17 protein-coding genes and 1 pseudogene are annotated in these 16,321 nt (G+C 46.5%); 9 read left to right on the top strand and 9 right to left on the bottom strand.

Features of this window, described 5'->3' with window-relative positions:
* The 4 genes and pseudogenes from BFC18_RS00955 to BFC18_RS00940 form a co-directional block, all read right to left on the bottom strand.
* On the bottom strand, positions 1-1,187 hold a 1,187-nt coding region (locus BFC18_RS00955), incomplete at its 3' end, for an ISNCY family transposase (protein ID WP_070123143.1).
* A 202-nt stretch (positions 1,188-1,389) separates the two neighbouring features.
* Positions 1,390-1,797 (bottom strand): annotated as a pseudogene (locus BFC18_RS00950) (integrase core domain-containing protein); the annotation flags it as partial.
* An 82-nt stretch (positions 1,798-1,879) separates the two neighbouring features.
* Positions 1,880-2,377, bottom strand: a complete 498-nt coding sequence (locus tag BFC18_RS00945; RefSeq protein WP_070123315.1) for a DUF4411 family protein — start codon at positions 2,375-2,377, stop codon at positions 1,880-1,882.
* Entirely contained in the window at positions 2,374-3,513 is a 1,140-nt protein-coding gene (locus BFC18_RS00940) for an XRE family transcriptional regulator (protein WP_070123314.1), read from the bottom strand. The genes BFC18_RS00945 and BFC18_RS00940 overlap by 4 nt, the downstream gene beginning before the upstream one ends.
* Before the next feature lie 280 nt (positions 3,514-3,793).
* On the opposite strand from BFC18_RS00940, the gene BFC18_RS00935 reads away from it, so the two are divergent.
* Positions 3,794-4,498, top strand: coding sequence for a hypothetical protein (locus tag BFC18_RS00935; protein WP_070123313.1), 705 nt, complete (start codon positions 3,794-3,796; stop codon positions 4,496-4,498).
* Entirely contained in the window at positions 4,489-4,989 is a 501-nt protein-coding gene (locus BFC18_RS00930) for a hypothetical protein (RefSeq protein ID WP_070123312.1), read from the top strand. Before BFC18_RS00935 ends, BFC18_RS00930 begins: the two co-directional genes overlap by 10 nt.
* A gap of 89 nt (positions 4,990-5,078) precedes the next feature.
* Here the strand turns inward: BFC18_RS00930 and BFC18_RS00925 are convergent, their stop codons facing one another.
* The 5 genes from BFC18_RS00925 to BFC18_RS00905 all read right to left on the bottom strand — a co-directional run bounded on the left by BFC18_RS00925 (position 5,079) and on the right by BFC18_RS00905 (position 8,851).
* Positions 5,079-5,417 carry an AzlD domain-containing protein gene (locus BFC18_RS00925; RefSeq protein WP_070123311.1) on the bottom strand — a complete coding sequence of 113 codons (339 nt, stop codon included), beginning with the start codon at positions 5,415-5,417 and terminating at the stop codon, positions 5,079-5,081.
* A complete protein-coding gene (locus tag BFC18_RS00920) occupies positions 5,414-6,139 on the bottom strand; it encodes an AzlC family ABC transporter permease (protein WP_070123310.1) in 726 nt (241 codons plus the stop codon). Before BFC18_RS00920 ends, BFC18_RS00925 begins: the two co-directional genes overlap by 4 nt.
* A complete protein-coding gene (locus tag BFC18_RS00915; RefSeq protein WP_070123309.1) occupies positions 6,136-6,684 on the bottom strand; it encodes a helix-turn-helix domain-containing protein in 549 nt (182 codons plus the stop codon). Before BFC18_RS00915 ends, BFC18_RS00920 begins: the two co-directional genes overlap by 4 nt.
* 244 nt (positions 6,685-6,928) lie before the next feature.
* Positions 6,929-7,963 carry a DUF3080 family protein gene (locus tag BFC18_RS00910; RefSeq protein WP_070123308.1) on the bottom strand — a complete coding sequence of 345 codons (1,035 nt, stop codon included), beginning with the start codon at positions 7,961-7,963 and terminating at the stop codon, positions 6,929-6,931.
* Positions 7,964-7,966: 3 nt separating this feature from the next.
* On the bottom strand, positions 7,967-8,851 hold the full coding sequence (locus BFC18_RS00905; protein ID WP_245680306.1) for a fructosamine kinase family protein: 885 nt from the start codon (positions 8,849-8,851) through the stop codon (positions 7,967-7,969).
* 266 nt (positions 8,852-9,117) lie between these two features.
* Here BFC18_RS00905 and thrS point away from each other — a divergent pair, with 266 nt between their 5' ends.
* The 7 genes from thrS (at position 9,118) to ihfA (ending at position 16,286) form a co-directional block, all read left to right on the top strand.
* Positions 9,118-11,034, top strand: coding sequence for a threonine--tRNA ligase (thrS, locus tag BFC18_RS00900; RefSeq protein ID WP_070123307.1), 1,917 nt, complete (start codon positions 9,118-9,120; stop codon positions 11,032-11,034).
* A gap of 77 nt (positions 11,035-11,111) precedes the next feature.
* The gene (gene infC, locus BFC18_RS00895; protein WP_083272839.1) at positions 11,112-11,651 is read left to right on the top strand and encodes a translation initiation factor IF-3; all 540 of its coding nucleotides are present in this window, start codon (positions 11,112-11,114) and stop codon (positions 11,649-11,651) included.
* A gap of 116 nt (positions 11,652-11,767) precedes the next feature.
* Positions 11,768-11,965, top strand: a complete 198-nt coding sequence (gene rpmI, locus BFC18_RS00890) for a 50S ribosomal protein L35 (RefSeq protein WP_012518091.1) — start codon at positions 11,768-11,770, stop codon at positions 11,963-11,965.
* An 18-nt stretch (positions 11,966-11,983) separates the two neighbouring features.
* A complete protein-coding gene (rplT, locus tag BFC18_RS00885; RefSeq protein ID WP_070123306.1) occupies positions 11,984-12,340 on the top strand; it encodes a 50S ribosomal protein L20 in 357 nt (118 codons plus the stop codon).
* Positions 12,341-12,602: 262 nt separating this feature from the next.
* A complete protein-coding gene (gene pheS, locus BFC18_RS00880) occupies positions 12,603-13,583 on the top strand; it encodes a phenylalanine--tRNA ligase subunit alpha (protein WP_070123305.1) in 981 nt (326 codons plus the stop codon).
* Between the two features lie 12 nt (positions 13,584-13,595).
* Positions 13,596-15,983: a phenylalanine--tRNA ligase subunit beta gene (gene pheT / locus BFC18_RS00875; protein WP_070123304.1), complete on the top strand. Its 2,388-nt coding sequence runs from the start codon at positions 13,596-13,598 to the stop codon at positions 15,981-15,983.
* Between the two features lie 3 nt (positions 15,984-15,986).
* Positions 15,987-16,286 (top strand): integration host factor subunit alpha, encoded by a 300-nt coding sequence (ihfA, locus tag BFC18_RS00870; RefSeq protein ID WP_070123303.1) that lies wholly within the window; start codon positions 15,987-15,989, stop codon positions 16,284-16,286.
* Positions 16,287-16,321: the final 35 nt, after the last annotated feature.

Below are 16,321 nucleotides of genomic sequence, written 5' to 3'. Positions count from 1 at the left end.
CCAAGCCTGTCAGCCAATGCTAATACCTCAAGCTTCTTCTGGATCTCATTGTCTTCCGAGGACAATTTTTCAGGCTCAGTGACTTCTGATACCTGTAGCTTTCGTCCGGCGAAGTAAGCATTGAACCGCTTATTTTTACCGGTACGAATTTCAATTTTCTGGTTTGCGATTGAGTGTTTAAGCGGGGAGTCGATGAAGTAGAGTTTTCCGCCGTAGCTAAACGTATGGTCGTTGCGTATTTTCCGGTAGACCTTGGTGATGCAGATATCATCAAGATTTGCGTAGCGTGGTACAGGCGTATATTCGGTGTCTGATGATCTTGATTTTACAACCAGGTTTTTACGCCAGAACTGGGGAATGAAGACGTGTTGGAGATAGCTATTCGCGCCCGTCATGTCAGTAATATTGTTGAGTCGTAGCTCCGGTATCAACCTGTCTTGCAGTGTATCAAAGGCGCGTTCAATCCTGCCTTTCCCCTGAGGAGAACTGGCGAAGATGATTTCAATGCCTAGCTCCTCACAGGCCCGTTGCATCTGGGAGAAGTTGCAGCGCTTAGGGCCACCGAATATTCCTGCACGATCAACATACAGGGTTTTAAATACACCGTATTTCTCAACGACTGAGCGCATTACTTTCATACAGCCTTCAGTCGTTTCTGACGGAAAGAACTCAGCATGAATATCGCTGTTGGCATCATCAATCATGGCAATTAAACACGACTTTCTATCGCCGAACCAGCGATGTGTGCTGCCGTCCATTTGCAGCATTAACCCTGGCGCTTCCATTCGCTCTCTGCGCTTGTGAACACGGGTGCGCCTACGCTTCGCTCGTTTTACATGATGGATATCATGTGCCCATTTACGCAGTGTCTCGCGCTTAACAACAATGTGTTCGTGCGTCTCAAGTATCTCGGCAAGGTGCAACAGGTTCAGGTCATAGTATTTCTCGCGAATTAGCGACTGAACTTGCTGCTTAAGCCTATCTGGAGTTTTATTAACTGGCTCGCTGCCCGAATTACCATGAACAACAAACTGTAGTCCTTGGCTTCGGTAACGCTGTAAATAACGTTCAACAGTACGTCTGGATTTATTGAGGAGCTTAGCGGCATTGGCTATCGTAATTTTACGCTCAGCCACTTTAGCGATGACATCAACTGTCAATTGAGCTTTGGAATTCAACACAATCATCCTTAGCGTTCCTCAAATGCACAAACAAAACATTCAAAGAACACGGTTAAAGATAACCGTCAATTTCCCTTGGTAATTAGCGACTACGACAGAATCGCGTGGTAATTAAAGTACGACAAAATCGCTTGGTGTTAACACCTTTAAATGTACTAGCTCAGACCTGATCTGACAGTTACCCAGTTTTTCTGGTGCCAGCGTCAGATTAGATTTGAGCTAAATTCTTCTCAGCCCAAATCTGTTTCCCATCAATTAATGTTTCCATCGACGTTCTGCCGCAGCACATTTTGCCCTGATGAGTTCGTTCATTGTTGTAATAATCCAGCCACTCGTCCAGATCTTTCTGCAACATCTCCAGTGAATCATAGAGTTTCTTGCGGAATGTAACCTGATAGAACTCGTTGAGAATGGTTTTGTGGAAGCGTTCACAGATACCGTTTGTCTGTGGATGACGGGCTTTTGTCTTGGTGTGGTCGATATCGTTTATCGCGAGATAAAGCTGGTAATCATGCTGTTCGACCTTCCCACAGTATTCCGTGCCTCTGTCTGTAAGAATTCTGAGCATTGGCAGCTCCTGTGACTCGAAGAACGGCAGTACGCGATCATTCAGTACAATAACCCCATGGCTGGACTAGATCCAAGTGTAGCGTAGCTGAAGCGAGATCTGGGGATGCCCATGGGCGGGCATGCACTTTTTATGCTGCAGAGAGAATGAACCGAGCTTCCAGACGTTTCAGTAATGCGTAAGTGGAAATGCACTCAACGTTAAAATGCTTGGCAATATTGGGTATCTTTACCTTACGACTATTCTCTGGTGTTAGCCTTTCGTGAGTAACGATGGTGGCATCGAGTACTGAAGCTTTGGCAATTATCCATGGGTCAGCCTTATCAAGAAAGTTACCGACATCGACGGGATCCTTACTTTCCAGACCATATACATATTCAACAACTTCACCAAATTTGCTCTGAGTTTCATCATCAGCAACAGGTAGAAATACCTCCTTACGATGCTTAACCCAGTCAGATAGCTCATCTTTATACTCTATAAGCTCGTCATAAACACTTGAAATACAGCATACCTGGCCTTTAGCAAACTCAATGTCTAACCATTCCCAATATGCAGGGCAAAATTCCATTTGATAGTAAAGATTTTTCGCTTGGATATATGTGTTTGAGTCCAGTATGTAAGTCAAATTCCTAGTTCCTCAGCAAACTTGAAAACTTGGTTGGGTTTCATTCCTAATAAGGCGCTAGCATCTCTCAACAGAACTCTGCCACTTAATGCTTCGGCAAGTAAGGCTCTGGAAAACTGCTCAGATATCTGGCTGCGCTTAGTTTTATAAAAGGATGGGCCTCCGGAACTCTCTCGCTCATTGTAAAGGCGCTTCAATTTTTCAGTAAATTGAAAGTATTGCTCCTGGCTAATGAAGTTCAGCGTCAATGCTCGTCTTGCCAGTACCCATTGGCTAACATGAAAATGAGATTCCAAGGGTGGGAGATTATCTGTCCACTCATCATGCTTATTCCAAAGTTTCTGGAATTCATTTCCAGGGACCAGAAATTCAGCAGCAACAGCGTTACACAGTATTTCTTCTTTTCTGTGTGGATTTGTTCCACCATCAGAGATACCGCTTTGGCCAATCCAAATATGGGCTAACTCATGAATGAGCGTAAATAGCCTTGCAGATGGTGTATCAGCTTGATTGACAAAAATGATAGGGCACGCTTTATCGACGATGGCAAACCCGCGAAACTCTTCCACAGATAAAGCTTTGGTAAAGTGACCTAAGTCACCATGTCGCATTACTAGAATACCTAGACTCTCAATCTGCTTAACCAAGTCACGCTGATAATCTTCCCAGCTGCCCCTGGTTGGGTGCTCGGGTATCCCAAGTGCGCTCTTCATATCACTTACGATGTCAGTGACAGAAGAAGACAAATTAAACTTACCTACATAGGGAACAGAGGCAGATTCTTGCTGGTTCAGATAGTCTTTGAACCAGTTCTGGCGGGCTAAGATAATTTGTATAATTTTGAGCAGTTCCGCACTCGGCCGCTTTATTTCTTCACCTTCTTTTGTTCTGAGATCAGGAATCGGTAACCGGTCTTCAGGAGCCTGTTTGAGGAATAAAAAACCAAAAGGAATATACGTCTTATCAGCAATTTTTTTGGCTTGCTTGAAAGTTATAGGCTTCTCACCAGACTCCCATGCTGCAATACGCTCTTCATCCACGTCCAACTTTCGGGCAAGCATACCCTCAGTCAGATTGGCGCGAAGTCGTGCCCACCTGATGTTGTCTGGATTTATTTTTGCGTATGCATTAGCCATTTATCGTCTGCTTTCCTTTAGTTACCTTGATATCTTAACAGTTATTATCTTTTCTAAAAGCCCTTTTGCTGTGCAAATTTCACACGCATCAACGCACACGGAGCCTCATATTTATATATCGACAAATTCATAAGAATGGTCGGGTGTATGATTATAACCTTGGGCGGTTTATGAGTGTTGACCCATTCATTAAAAGTCCGGCTGATAGTCAATCAGTAAAGATGCGAACGCAAAAGACACGACTGAGCCTCCACGCAAAAGGTTTGCTAACTGCAATGGTATGTTGGGGTCGCGTAAGTCGTGTACTGATAGAGAGACAGGTGCACTACTTGTACTAAGCGGACAAGAGAACAACGCTAAAGACAGCAGTAATTCTGACAAAGGCGATGTTGGGAAAAATTCTGGTACCAATCAAGACAATAATGCTGGCTCTAGCTCTTACCTTTTTGGGGGTATTAAGAGGGTAGCGCAACGCTTACTAGAAGCTAATGCACAGGCCTTCTGGGGTGAGTTTGCGCATAATGCAGAAGAGCTATCTGATGTAAGTGAAGCAATTCCGATAAATGGCCCCGAAGAGTTAGCGGGAGCCGCTGCGGTTGATTCTAGTCCAGCTATTGGTGCAATCATAGTTGGTGCAAATGCGGTTGTAACGAAAGGCAAGTCTCTTGTAAACGATATTTGTCGCCCGACTTTAGTTACCAATCCTAAACATGTTCCCGGAGGGGCTGGTTTTAGAAAAGATGCAGGGATTCAACCAGACGACTTTCAAGAGGTTTACAATAACTCTATTGAATACAAAGGGAGTTATTGGGGGAAAAGCACTGATGGAAAGTCTATATATCGATACTCTGGCAGTGGAGATAGTCGCCATTGGACAGGTAGTACAGGGGGTAAGGCGAATCCTTTAACAAGAAGTCGTGTTCCTGATAGAGTTTTGAAAGAACTAGGTTTTAGTGCAAAAGGTAAAAATTCACCATGGAAATAGAAATAAGTAATGAGTCAGGACTCGTCTTAAAATCTCAGCTTCTGGATGAAAAATGTAATGGCATGGCGACATTGATGTTAAATGAAGCTTCATTTGGAAATCAGGAGTTTGATTATGATTTAACTCTATTCTATGGCCAATTACTTGAAGGAGTGAGAAGCGGGTGTTTTGCTGTTGACTGTCTCTTTGATATTTCCCATTCTACTTTTGAGTATTTTTTTGATAAAACCTATGGAGAAGAATCTTTAGAGCCTACTGAAAGTAATGAGCAATTAGTTGAGTTTTTTAGGTTAAAAGATGACGTTGTATTCACCTATGGCGACTATGGTCTTGATGAATGTCTTGTTGGATTTTTACAAAAAGGCGATTTAGAAAAGTTAATAGTAATTGACCATGAGTCAGGCTCCTCTGGTAGCATAGTTATGCCTAGAGGTAGTTTTGAAAAGGCTATTGGAAAGATGTACGATAAACTTCAATTAACCTGTAGTTAGCTTTGTTAAGACAAGCCTAGCATTTGCTGGCTTGCCTTAATTACTTCAGACCAACTTCAGCATCATCAACAACCCCCCACCATCTCGCTTCAGCCAAACAGAACGATTATCACGCCAAACACAAAAACACCTGTCAGCGTGGGCAGGCCCATTGATCGGGTTCTGAACCAAACTGCCAGGGTTGCCAGCATGCCAAGGGCTGTCGCTACCCAGGCTGCGAATGTGGGATGAGCGGGGACGAGCGATGCGCCAAACATCGCCGAAATCATCGTTGGTCCCAGCACGGTGAGCCAGTCGGGGGGCGGTTTTACGCTGCCTTTCTTTTCATGCTGTATCAGTTTCCGCTGCATCCAGATAAGCGGTATCACGCGAAGAAGGTAGGTGCCTGCAGCGATGATGAAAAGCGCTACCCACAAGTCCTGATTCATACCGTTTTACCTCGCGCTTTACCTGTTTGAAGTGCATAAAAAACCACTGCGCCGGACAGGGCTGCAACAGGAATAGCCAGGTTGGGATACCCGACAAGTCTGAGAGACAAGGCTAAAACCGCTGAGGCGCCAAGTGTTAGTGTCCATAAACGGTTATTACAACGCGGCGCTACCAGTACCAGAAATAGTGCGGGTAGTGCAAAAGGCAGAACATCATTGATAACTGGCCAGCGCTGGGTAATTTCATCACCTGCGATAGCACCGATTGCCGTACCGGCTACCCAGCTAAACCAGGCGAGCATTGCAGTGCATGTATACCAGGCAATCCGATCAGCTTTTGCTATCTGCGGTAACCGGGCTAGCGACAACGCAAATAACTGGTCAGTCAGGCCATGCATCAGAAATAGCCAACGCCTGTCCTTACCTAAATAGGGAGCTATATTCGGCGCATAAACAATATGACGGGCGTTTATCAGCAAGGTCATAATTACCACCAGGGACATTGGCGCGCCTGACGCCACCATAGCAACAAACAGAAATTGAGATGCGCCGGCGTAGATAAATAGCGAAATTAAAATTGTTTCCAGCACGCCGAAGCCAGATTGAACCGATATCAATCCGAATGAGATGGCTACCGGAATATAGCCGCCGAACAGAGGCAGTGCATCTTTCACTCCCTGTTTCCATGGCGACAACATATCCTGCGAAGTGGCTGTCGTCATGGGCGTACTTCTCCCTTGTTATCCGAATGTTCTGAAGGGTATGTAATAGTGACAATCATATTGGCTGCGCTATCCGTGGTCTGATAAAAGTGTGGTTTAGCTGCGTCAAAGCTGCAGTAATTTCCTGCGCGCAAGTGCTGTGGATTGTCGGTATTGCCAGCCTGTATTAAGCCGCTAATCACAGTGACCGCTTCCACAGTGCCTTCGAAATGTGGTTCAGATTCTTTCAGGCTATGCGGGGCTAACGACATCCAGTACACATCGACTCTGGGATTATCATTGCCCTGGTCGATAAGCCGAACCTGAACCCCGTTTTCTCCCCAGGCGCTATCAGCCCTGGCGACCAGATCCCCGAAGGGCACATCCAGTTGCAAAGCAAGTCGCCAGATTGTTTCAATGGTTGGATTTCCCTCACCTTGCTCAATACGCGACAAGTTAGATTTTGCGATACCGGCATTGCTGGCGAGTTGAGACAAAGACAGCTTACGGTTTTTGCGCAGTAACTGGAGATTCTGGCCCAGCACAGCGAAATCAGGTTTATTCATCAAGTTAGACGTTTGTTCGTTATATAGAACGTTCTATATAACGAACAAGCTTGTGTCAATTAAAATGTGGAATCATCCACTATATTTGCTGTTGGTGAAGGATGCTGTATGTACATAATCAGAAATGTACTTACAGACAATGATGTAAGTATTAGAACTGGAGGATAGAAAAGTCGCGGTAATTCGCAAATATCATGAATAGATGTTGCCAGAAATGTTGTTCAGATGCTGATTTATGTGCAATTTAACCAGGCTTCTGCGGCGATAAATGACATCTACCCAGAAAGGTCTGCCACAGCTTCACGTGTTCACTCATGGCAGACTGATATGTCCGAAATTCGCTGTTCCTGGCTTCGATATATTGTTTGAAAGCAGGCTGAATAGAAGGTGATGTCTGTAGCAGTTCAAGCACTGGCGTAAGCTGGTAGTGGAGGTGGTTGAGACGACTTCCTACCGGTTGAATTTTTTCTATGAAAAAGAGGTAGAACACATTACGCAGGATCTCAGCTTGTTCGGACGCACGTCCGTTTTCACAAGATACACTTGGTAGCGCCACGTTGAGTGCGGTGGTTAAATCATTCAACCTGGCCGCAAGCAGATTCTGCGTTCGCCAGAGCTTTGCAGGTAAGCGCGAGGCATTAAGAATTTTTAATTGGCGGTTTAACTCATCCAGACTTACGTCGGTTGTCGTAGACAAACTCACAAGGTAGGCGAGGGCGGTGACCCCGGCGCTGTCATCATCTTCTCTCTCCACTGACAGCAATTCAGTGCTTTTAGAAAATGCGAGTCTGTTTTCCCGGACGGACTGAATCATATTCGCCCATACTTTCGGTAATTGCTGGCGTTTTACACGTTGCCAATCTTGCAATTTTTCCGCGAGTTGACTGTGTTCATCGTCAAGAGAAAGAATGCAGTCGTTGAGCGTGTTAACAAGCGAAACTTCATAAGCAAAAGCTGCAGCCTGATCCTGTTGCTTGCCAAGCGTCGTGTTCCGCTCAGCCACCAAACTGCCGATTTGGCAAGATTGCAACGAATAGAATTCAGTAAGCGAAATTTCGAAGGTTTGCAGGGGCCAGGCAAGTTGGTTCTCAGCAGGATAATTTAGTGTAGCTACAGGGGAATGGTAAATGAGGTCAGTACCCACAACCCTTGATAATCGTTCAGCATAGTCATGTAAATCGCTGGTTACACCGGACTCGAAGCTACAGGCACTGAGTGTAGAGAGAATTGTAATAACAACGAGACCGCGCATCAGCACGCGACGCAAAGTACTTAACATCGTTTAGTGAACGTTCCTTATTTGCGCTATTTGTGATTTACACGAATCAATATAGTGACCGCCGAACATTAGCGCATGGTTCAGTAAATGGTACAGGTTATAAATGTGCTTTCGCAGTTCGTATTCTGCGGCCAGCGGCCATACACTATTATAACCCTGATAAAACGGGCTGGGGAAGGCACCAAATAACTCTGTCATGGCGATATCGGTCTCGCGATCGCCGTAGTAAATTGCTGGGTCAAAAATTGTTGGGCCATACCGGCAGAAGCCAACATTGCCTTGCCATAAATCACCGTGTAACAATGAAGCCTGAGGTATGTGCGGCTGCAACAAACGATGGACCTGGGTAACCAGCACATCGATGTTGGCAACACGCAAGTCCCGTCGGGCACAATGTTCCAACATATTGCCAATACGGTGCTCAGCGAAAAAGCGGGCCCAGTCATTGCTGAATGTATTACGTTGGGCAGTTTGACCTATGAAGTTATTCTCATGCCAACCGCTCTGTTTTGCTGTCGTTGTTTGGTGCAGCGTCGCTAGCTGGGCGCCCAGTTCGTACCAGGCTTCCGGTTGCGGATTTTGAAAGCGTAGATGTTCTAACACCATGTATTCAAATTGCTTTGCGCCCTCATCGGCAAGCCCGTAGCAAATAAGCTGGGGAATATGCATGGTACCAGACGCAGACAGTGCCTGCAGACCATCCATTTCATAGCGCAGTCGTTGGCCGTTAACCAGTGGATTAATTTTGACAAAATAACGGTGCGACTCGTCGTTGATCACAAACGCAGAATGGGTATCTCCGCCACTAACCGCATTGCGCTTTGAAATGCTGAAAAATGTTTGTGTTACATCACTGATGTGTTCACAAATGAAATGCCACATATTCATTCGCTCTTCATTACCTCCGCAAATTATGGCAAACATCACCGCGATTGCTAATTCTGAACAACAGTTTTAAAACCCCGCTTGATGATTTACCGAAATGGGCCATTGCACCTCACGGTTAAGCCGTTATAATTCGGTCTCTTTATCAGATGCGGGTAGGCATCTGTGTTTTATCATTGCAGTCTTTTAATGGTCTCTCGACCTTAGCTGTACACCCATTTTTAATGCAAGTGGCGCAGAGTAGGCGTCACCACTGTAAAGGAATTTTCATGCCTGTAATTACTCTTCCTGATGGAAGCCAGCGCGCTTTCGATTCTGCCGTTTCTGTCATGGACGTGGCCGCCGATATCGGCCCGGGCCTGGCGAAAGCCACCATTGCCGGTCGTGTTAACGGCGAGCGTGTAGACGCCTGCGACCTTATTGAATCAGACGCTGCGTTACAGATCATCACTGCAAAAGATGAAGACGGTCTTGAGATCATCCGTCACAGCTGTGCTCACTTAATTGGTCACGCGATCAAGCAATTATGGCCAGACGCCAAAATGGCCATCGGTCCTACTATCGATAACGGTTTTTACTATGATGTCGATATGGAGCACAGTCTTACGCAAGAAGACTTACAGAAGCTCGAAAAGCGCATGCTTGAACTGGCGAAAACTAATTATGACGTTGTGAAGAAAAACGTCAGCTGGCAGGAAGCACGGGATACCTTTGAAGCCCGTGGCGAAACGTACAAAATGGAAATTCTCGACGAGAACATTCCGAAGGATTCTTTCCCGGGTTTGTATCACCACGAAGAATACATTGATATGTGTCGTGGTCCGCACGTGCCTAACATGAAGTTCTGTCAGCATTTCAAACTGATGAAAGTGGCCGGTGCGTACTGGCGCGGTAACAGCGACAATAAAATGCTGCAGCGTATTTACGGTACCGCATGGGCAGACAAGAAGCAGCTGAAAGCCTATCTGCAACGTTTAGAAGAAGCAGAAAAGCGTGATCACCGTAAAATTGGTAAAACGTTGGATCTGTTCCACTGGCAGGAAGAAGCACCAGGTATGGTGTTCTGGCACAACGACGGCTGGTCTATTTACACCGAGCTTGAGCAGTTTGTTCGTAAGATGCTGCGTAGCTACTCCTACGACGAAGTAAAAGGTCCGCTGATGATGGACCGCGTACTGTGGGAAAAATCCGGTCACTGGGACAAGTACGCCGAAAACATGTTCACCACGGAATCTGAAAAGCGTGAATATGCCATTAAGCCAATGAACTGCCCGGGTCACGTACAAATATTTAATCAGGGCCTGAAATCCTACCGCGACCTGCCGCTGCGTATGGCAGAGTTCGGTTGTTGTCACCGGAATGAACCTTCTGGTGCACTGCATGGTCTGATGCGTGTTCGTGGTTTCACCCAGGACGATGCGCATATCTTCTGTACTGAAGAACAAATTCTCAGTGAAGTGGGCCTGTGTATCGACATGATTTACGACGCATACAAAGCGTTCGGCTTCGAAAAAATTAAAGTTAAGCTGTCTACCCGCCCTGAAAAGCGTGTAGGTAGTGATGAAATCTGGGATAAAGCAGAAAAGGCACTGGCGGAAGCGCTGGACAGCAAAGGCATTGAATTCAGCTGGTTGCCAGGTGAAGGTGCCTTCTACGGCCCTAAAATTGAATTTACCCTTTATGATTGTCTGGATCGTGCATGGCAGTGTGGTACCGTGCAGCTCGACTTCTCTATGCCGGGCCGCTTAGGTTCAACCTATGTTGCGGAAGACGGCGAACGTCGTGTTCCGGTAATGATTCACCGCGCGGTTCTGGGTTCCCTTGAACGTTTCATCGGTATTCTTACCGAAGAATTCGCCGGATTCTTCCCACTCTGGTTAGCTCCTCAGCAGCTGGTGGTGATGAATATTACCGACAATCAGGCAGAATATGTGCAAAAAACTGTACAAAAACTGCAGAATGCTGGATTTAGAGTAAAGTCTGACTTGAGAAATGAGAAGATTGGCTTTAAAATCCGCGAGCACACTTTAAAGCGCGTTCCTTATATGTTGGTCTGTGGTGACAAAGAAGTCGAAGCAGGGCACATTGCCGTTCGTTCACGTAAAGGTGAAGATTTAGGCTCAATGTCTGTTGATGCCTTCATCGAACTGGCACAAAAGGAAATCGCGGATAAAACCATTAAGTAATGGTGAGTGTATCAAATTCAGTCCGCTCGCATGAGAAACGAGCGGGCATTAGTTTTTAATTTTTGGAGGATTAGCACATTAAAGGCGCTAATAATAAGGCTCAGGGCGATAAAGCCCGCATTAATGACGAAATCCGTGCTCGCGAAGTACGATTAATCGGTAAAGATGGCGAACAGATCGGAGTCGTGACGCTCGCGGAAGCGATGCAGAACGCCGAACAGGCAACTCTTGATCTAGTGGAAATCAGTCCAAATGCTGAGCCGCCAGTCTGTAAAGTTATGGACTATGGCAAATTCCTCTTTGAGAAAAGTAAAGCTCAGAAAGAGCAGAAGAAAAAACAGAAGCAAATTCAGGTCAAGGAGATTAAATTTCGCCCTGGCACTGATGAAGGCGATTACCAGGTAAAACTGCGCAACCTGCGTCGCTTTCTGGAAAGTGGGGATAAGGCTAAAGTCACGATTCGCTTCCGCGGACGTGAAATGGCCCACCAGGAGATCGGCATTGAGCAACTGAATCGCGTTAAAACCGATTTGGAAGACATTGCAGTCTGCGAGTCTTTTCCGCGTCGCGTGGAAGGCCGTCAGATGATCATGGTGCTTGCCCCAATCAAGAGGTAGTAGTGGTCTAAAGTTTTCAAAGAATCTGCACCTTTGAAACACCCTGCTGCAAACATCAATCGACAAACGGTGACTGCACACTTAATGTCGTTATTAAACAATGCGGAGTTTTAGCAATGCCTAAAATGAAAACTGTAAGCGGTGCCGCCAAACGTTTCAAGAAAACGGGTTCTGGCCGCTTTAAAAGCAAACAGTCTCACTTACGTCACATTCTGACTAAGAAGAGCTCTAAGCGTAAACGTCACCTGCGTGGCAAAAAACTGGTTCATGACTCTGATACTAAATTAGTTCAGCGCATGCTGCCTTACGTATAAGACTTAGGAGACTGATTAATGGCTAGAGTAAAACGCGGCACTATTGCACGTGCTCGTCACAAAAAAGTCCTCAAGCAGGCAAAAGGTTATTACGGTGCACGTTCACGTGTATATCGCGTAGCGGTACAGGCCGTAACTAAAGCTGGTCAATATGCATATCGTGACCGTCGTCAGCGTAAGCGTCAATTCCGTCAACTGTGGATTGCACGTATTAATGCTGCGGCTCGTCAAAATGGTATCTCTTACAGCCGTTTTATCAACGGTCTGAAGAAAGCGTCTGTTGAAATCGATCGTAAGATCCTTGCCGACATCGCGGTACATGACAAGGTAGCATTCAGCGCATTAGTCGAAGCGGCTAAAGGCGCATTAGCTTAATTTTTTAACAAATTAAGTTTAAGTTCTTTCGGGAAACGGCGAGCAGGATGCTCGCCGTTTTTCGTTTCAGCGCAAAAATTTTTCCATTCTTCCGCCACCTCTGGCAATAACGCGCCAAAATACAAATTAATCCTGTAAATGTTGGAATATTCAGCCTGTTAGGGTAGCCGTTATCTTCGTCTGTCGTGTAAACTATGGGTTTATATAAAGGGCGAACAGAAACGCTGTTTGTTCACCATTACCATGCCAAATTGAGGATAACATGGAGCTTGAAGCGATAATCAGTCAGGCCCGGAGTCAGATTGACGCTGCCGAAGATGCAGCAACACTCGATCAGGTGCGTGTCGAGTTTATGGGTAAAAAGGGCAAGCTTACTGACCTGCTGAAAGGCTTAGGTAAACTGTCTAATGAAGAGCGTCCTGCAGCAGGACAAAAAATCAACGTTGCTAAGCAACAGATTCAGGAATTGATCAGCGTTAAAGGCGAAGCCCTTCGCAGCGCTGAGCTGAATGCCAAGCTTGCTGAAGAGGCCGTAGATGTATCTGCGCCAGGTCGTGTTGAGCTGCCGGGCAACCTGCATCCCGTTACCCGCACTATCAGCCGTATTGAACAGTTCTTTGGTGAATTGGGTTTTGCGGTAAAAACCGGTCCTGAAGTGGAAGACAGCTTCCATAACTTCGATGCGCTGAACATTCCTGCGAATCACCCGGCACGTGCAGACCACGATACCTTCTATTTCAATCCTGACGTGATGCTGCGTACCCAGACCTCTGGCGTACAAATTCGTACTATGGAAACGGAAAAGCCGCCGCTGCGTATTATCTCGCCGGGTCGCGTATACCGTAACGATTACGACCAGACGCACACGCCAATGTTTCACCAAGTAGAAGGTTTGATGGTTGACCGCAACGTAAACTTTGCGGAACTGAAGGGCATTCTTCACGAATTCCTGGAAAACTTCTTCGAAGAGTCACTCGAAGTGCGCTTCCGTCCTTCTTACTTCCCGTTTACAGAGCCTTCAGCGGAAGTAGACGTGCGTCGTAAAGGCGGTAAATGGCTGGAAGTACTGGGCTGCGGTATGGTGCACCCGAATGTACTGAAAGCGGTTAATATTGATCCTGAAGAATTCACTGGCTTTGCTTTTGGTATGGGCGTTGAGCGTCTTACCATGCTGCGCTATGGCGTTAACGACCTGCGCGCATTTTTCGAAAACGATCTTCGTTTCCTGAAGCAGTTCAATTAAGGCAAAGCAATCATGAAATTTAGTGAACAGTGGTTAAGAGAGTGGGTTAACCCACAGGTTTCTACCGATGCCTTATCTGAACAGCTCAGCATGGCTGGTCTGGAAGTGGATGGCGTTGAACCGGTGGCAGCGGATTTTTCCGGTGTGGTCGTCGGTAAAGTGGTTGAGTGTGGTCAGCATCCGAATGCAGACAAACTCAGAGTGACAAAAATTAATGTCGGTGAAGAGGAATTACTGGACATCGTATGCGGTGCGCCTAACTGTCGCGAAGGATTGAAAGTTGCAGTAGCGAAAGTCGGAGCAGTACTTCCCGGTGATTTCAAAATTAAGAAAGCCAAACTTCGTGGCGAGCCTTCTCACGGTATGCTTTGTAGCTTTTCTGAGCTTGGCATGGGAGAGGATCATAGTGGCATCATTGAGCTTCCTGCAGACGCAGAGCTTGGCATGGACATTCGCGATTATCTGAACCTCGATGACAACATCATTGAAGTGGATTTAACGCCGAACCGTGCAGATTGTCTGGGTATTCGCGGTTTAGCCCGTGAAGTGGGCGTTCTGAACAGTGCCGACGTTACCGAGCCAACTATCGACGACGTAGAAGCGTCTATCGATGACAAACTGGCCATTACTTTAAGTGCGCCAGAAGCGTGCCCCCGTTATCTTGGTCGTGTTATTTGCAACGTAGACGTAAAAGCAGAATCCCCGTTGTGGCTGAAAGAAAAGCTGCGTCGTTGTGGCGTGCGTTCTATCGATCCTATTGTTGACGTAACCAACTACGTTTTGCTTGAACTGGGTCAGCCACTGCACGCGTTCAACTTAGACGCCATTGACGGCAATATTAATGTGCGCCTGGCCCATGCCGGTGAACAGCTTACTCTGCTCGATGAAAATACCGTTGAACTGAAAGACAACACGCTGGTTATCGCAGACGATCACAAAGCACTGGCAATGGCGGGTATTTTTGGTGGTTTGCACTCCGGTGTGAACGAAGAAACAAAACACATCCTGCTGGAAAGCGCGTTCTTTAATCGTGATGCCATTGCGGGTCGCGCACGTCAGTATGGTTTACATACCGATGCGTCTCACCGCTATGAGCGTGGCGTCGATCCATTGCTGCAGCATAAAGCTATGCAACGCGCCACTGCGCTTATCCTTGAAATCTGTGGTGGTCAGCCGGGTCCTGTAGTTGAGGCCGTCGAAGAAAGCGCCTTACCAGTGTCTTCTGATGTTGTATTGCGCCGTGCCCGTTTAAGCCGTGTGCTGGGTATCGATATCGCCGATGACAAAGTGACCGACATTCTTACTCGCTTGGGGCTGGATGTCACCGTGACGGAAGCGGGCTGGGAAGCGAAAGCGCCAAGCTATCGCTTCGATATCGCCATTGAGGAAGATCTGATTGAGGAAGTTGCCCGTGTTTACGGTTACAACAGCATCCCTGATCAGGCACCAAAAGGTTCACTTAAGATGTTGGATAGTAAGGAATCTGATATTCCAGCATCCCGTTTTAAAACTGAACTTACTGCCCGTGGTTACGTCGAAGCTATAACGTATTCGTTTGTTGATCCGAAAATTCAGAATGCACTGTTCCCTGAACAGCCGGGTATGGTACTGCCGCATCCGATTTCATCTGATATGTCGGTGATGCGTGTCAGTCTTTGGCCTGGATTATTAGGCGCAACGGCCTATAACCAGAAGCGTCAACAGTCTCGCGTTCGTTTGATGGAAACGGGTCTGCGTTTTCTGCCTGATGAATCCGCCCCTAACGGTGTGCGTCAGGAACTCGTTATTGCCGGTGTAATCGCTGGCCGTCGTAGCGAAGAAAGTTGGCTAAGTGACGATAACAGCGTAGATTTTTTTGATATTAAAGGTGATGTTGAGGCTATACTAGCATTAACGGCTAATACACAGTCCGTTGAGTTTGTTGCAGCGTCGCATTCAGCGTTACATCCGGGTATGACCGCAGAAGTTCTCCTCAACGGAAAATCAATCGGTTACGGGGGTGCCGTTCACCCTCAATTCAGTAAATTACTCGGTGTAAACGGTCGTGTTTTTGTCTTTGAGCTTGATCTTAAAGCGATTTCTGTGCGTAACTTGCCACAGGCTAAAGCGATTTCCCGCTTCCCAGCGAACCGCCGGGACATCGCAATTACGGTCAAAGATGAGATTACCGTTGGAGCCATTCTTTCTTTTGTAGAAAATATTGGCGTAAATCAACTAGTTGGCCTAAACTTGTTCGACATATACAAAGGCAAAGGTGTAGAACCCGGCTTTAAGAGTCTGGCATTGTCTCTGGTATTACAGGATCCCGATAAGACTCTGGAAGAAGCTGAAATTCAACAAGCAGTGGAAACCGTGGTTAAAGGGCTGGAAAATGAGTTTGGGGCAGCGTTAAGAGAGTAGATTATGGCATTGACCAAAGCCGAAATGGCTGAACACTTATTCGAAAAACTGGGTATCAATAAAAAAGACGCTAAGGATTTGGTGGAAGCCTTCTTTGAAGAAATCAAAGAAGCATTAGAATCCGGTGAACAAGTGAAACTGTCAGGTTTTGGTAATTTTGACCTGCGTGACAAAAACGAACGTCCTGGCCGGAACCCGAAAACCGGGGAAGACATTCCGATCAAGGCTCGTCGTGTTGTGACTTTCCGCCCGGGCCAGAAGCTCAAAAGCCGGGTAGAGAACTCAAAGCCACCTACAGAGTAACAATTAGGGTGCGGCTAGCGCCTTAAATACGCTGT

Source organism: Alteromonas confluentis (genome assembly GCF_001757105.1).
Taxonomy (GTDB): Bacteria; Pseudomonadota; Gammaproteobacteria; order Enterobacterales; family Alteromonadaceae; genus Alteromonas; species Alteromonas confluentis.
This window is presented reverse-complemented; position numbering and strand designations above follow the sequence as displayed.

Coding starts and splice junctions, on each gene's coding strand:
- BFC18_RS00940 (WP_070123314.1), bottom strand. CDS start 3,513: ATGGCTAATGCATACGCAAAAATAAATCCAGACAACATCAGGTGGGCA.
- BFC18_RS00935 (WP_070123313.1), top strand. CDS start 3,794: ATGTTGGGGTCGCGTAAGTCGTGTACTGATAGAGAGACAGGTGCACTA.
- BFC18_RS00930 (WP_070123312.1), top strand. CDS start 4,489: ATGGAAATAGAAATAAGTAATGAGTCAGGACTCGTCTTAAAATCTCAG.
- BFC18_RS00925 (WP_070123311.1), bottom strand. CDS start 5,417: ATGAATCAGGACTTGTGGGTAGCGCTTTTCATCATCGCTGCAGGCACC.
- BFC18_RS00920 (WP_070123310.1), bottom strand. CDS start 6,139: ATGACGACAGCCACTTCGCAGGATATGTTGTCGCCATGGAAACAGGGA.
- BFC18_RS00915 (WP_070123309.1), bottom strand. CDS start 6,684: ATGAATAAACCTGATTTCGCTGTGCTGGGCCAGAATCTCCAGTTACTG.
- BFC18_RS00910 (WP_070123308.1), bottom strand. CDS start 7,963: ATGTTAAGTACTTTGCGTCGCGTGCTGATGCGCGGTCTCGTTGTTATT.
- BFC18_RS00905 (WP_245680306.1), bottom strand. CDS start 8,851: ATGAATATGTGGCATTTCATTTGTGAACACATCAGTGATGTAACACAA.
- thrS (WP_070123307.1), top strand. CDS start 9,118: ATGCCTGTAATTACTCTTCCTGATGGAAGCCAGCGCGCTTTCGATTCT.
- rpmI (WP_012518091.1), top strand. CDS start 11,768: ATGCCTAAAATGAAAACTGTAAGCGGTGCCGCCAAACGTTTCAAGAAA.
- rplT (WP_070123306.1), top strand. CDS start 11,984: ATGGCTAGAGTAAAACGCGGCACTATTGCACGTGCTCGTCACAAAAAA.
- pheS (WP_070123305.1), top strand. CDS start 12,603: ATGGAGCTTGAAGCGATAATCAGTCAGGCCCGGAGTCAGATTGACGCT.
- pheT (WP_070123304.1), top strand. CDS start 13,596: ATGAAATTTAGTGAACAGTGGTTAAGAGAGTGGGTTAACCCACAGGTT.
- ihfA (WP_070123303.1), top strand. CDS start 15,987: ATGGCATTGACCAAAGCCGAAATGGCTGAACACTTATTCGAAAAACTG.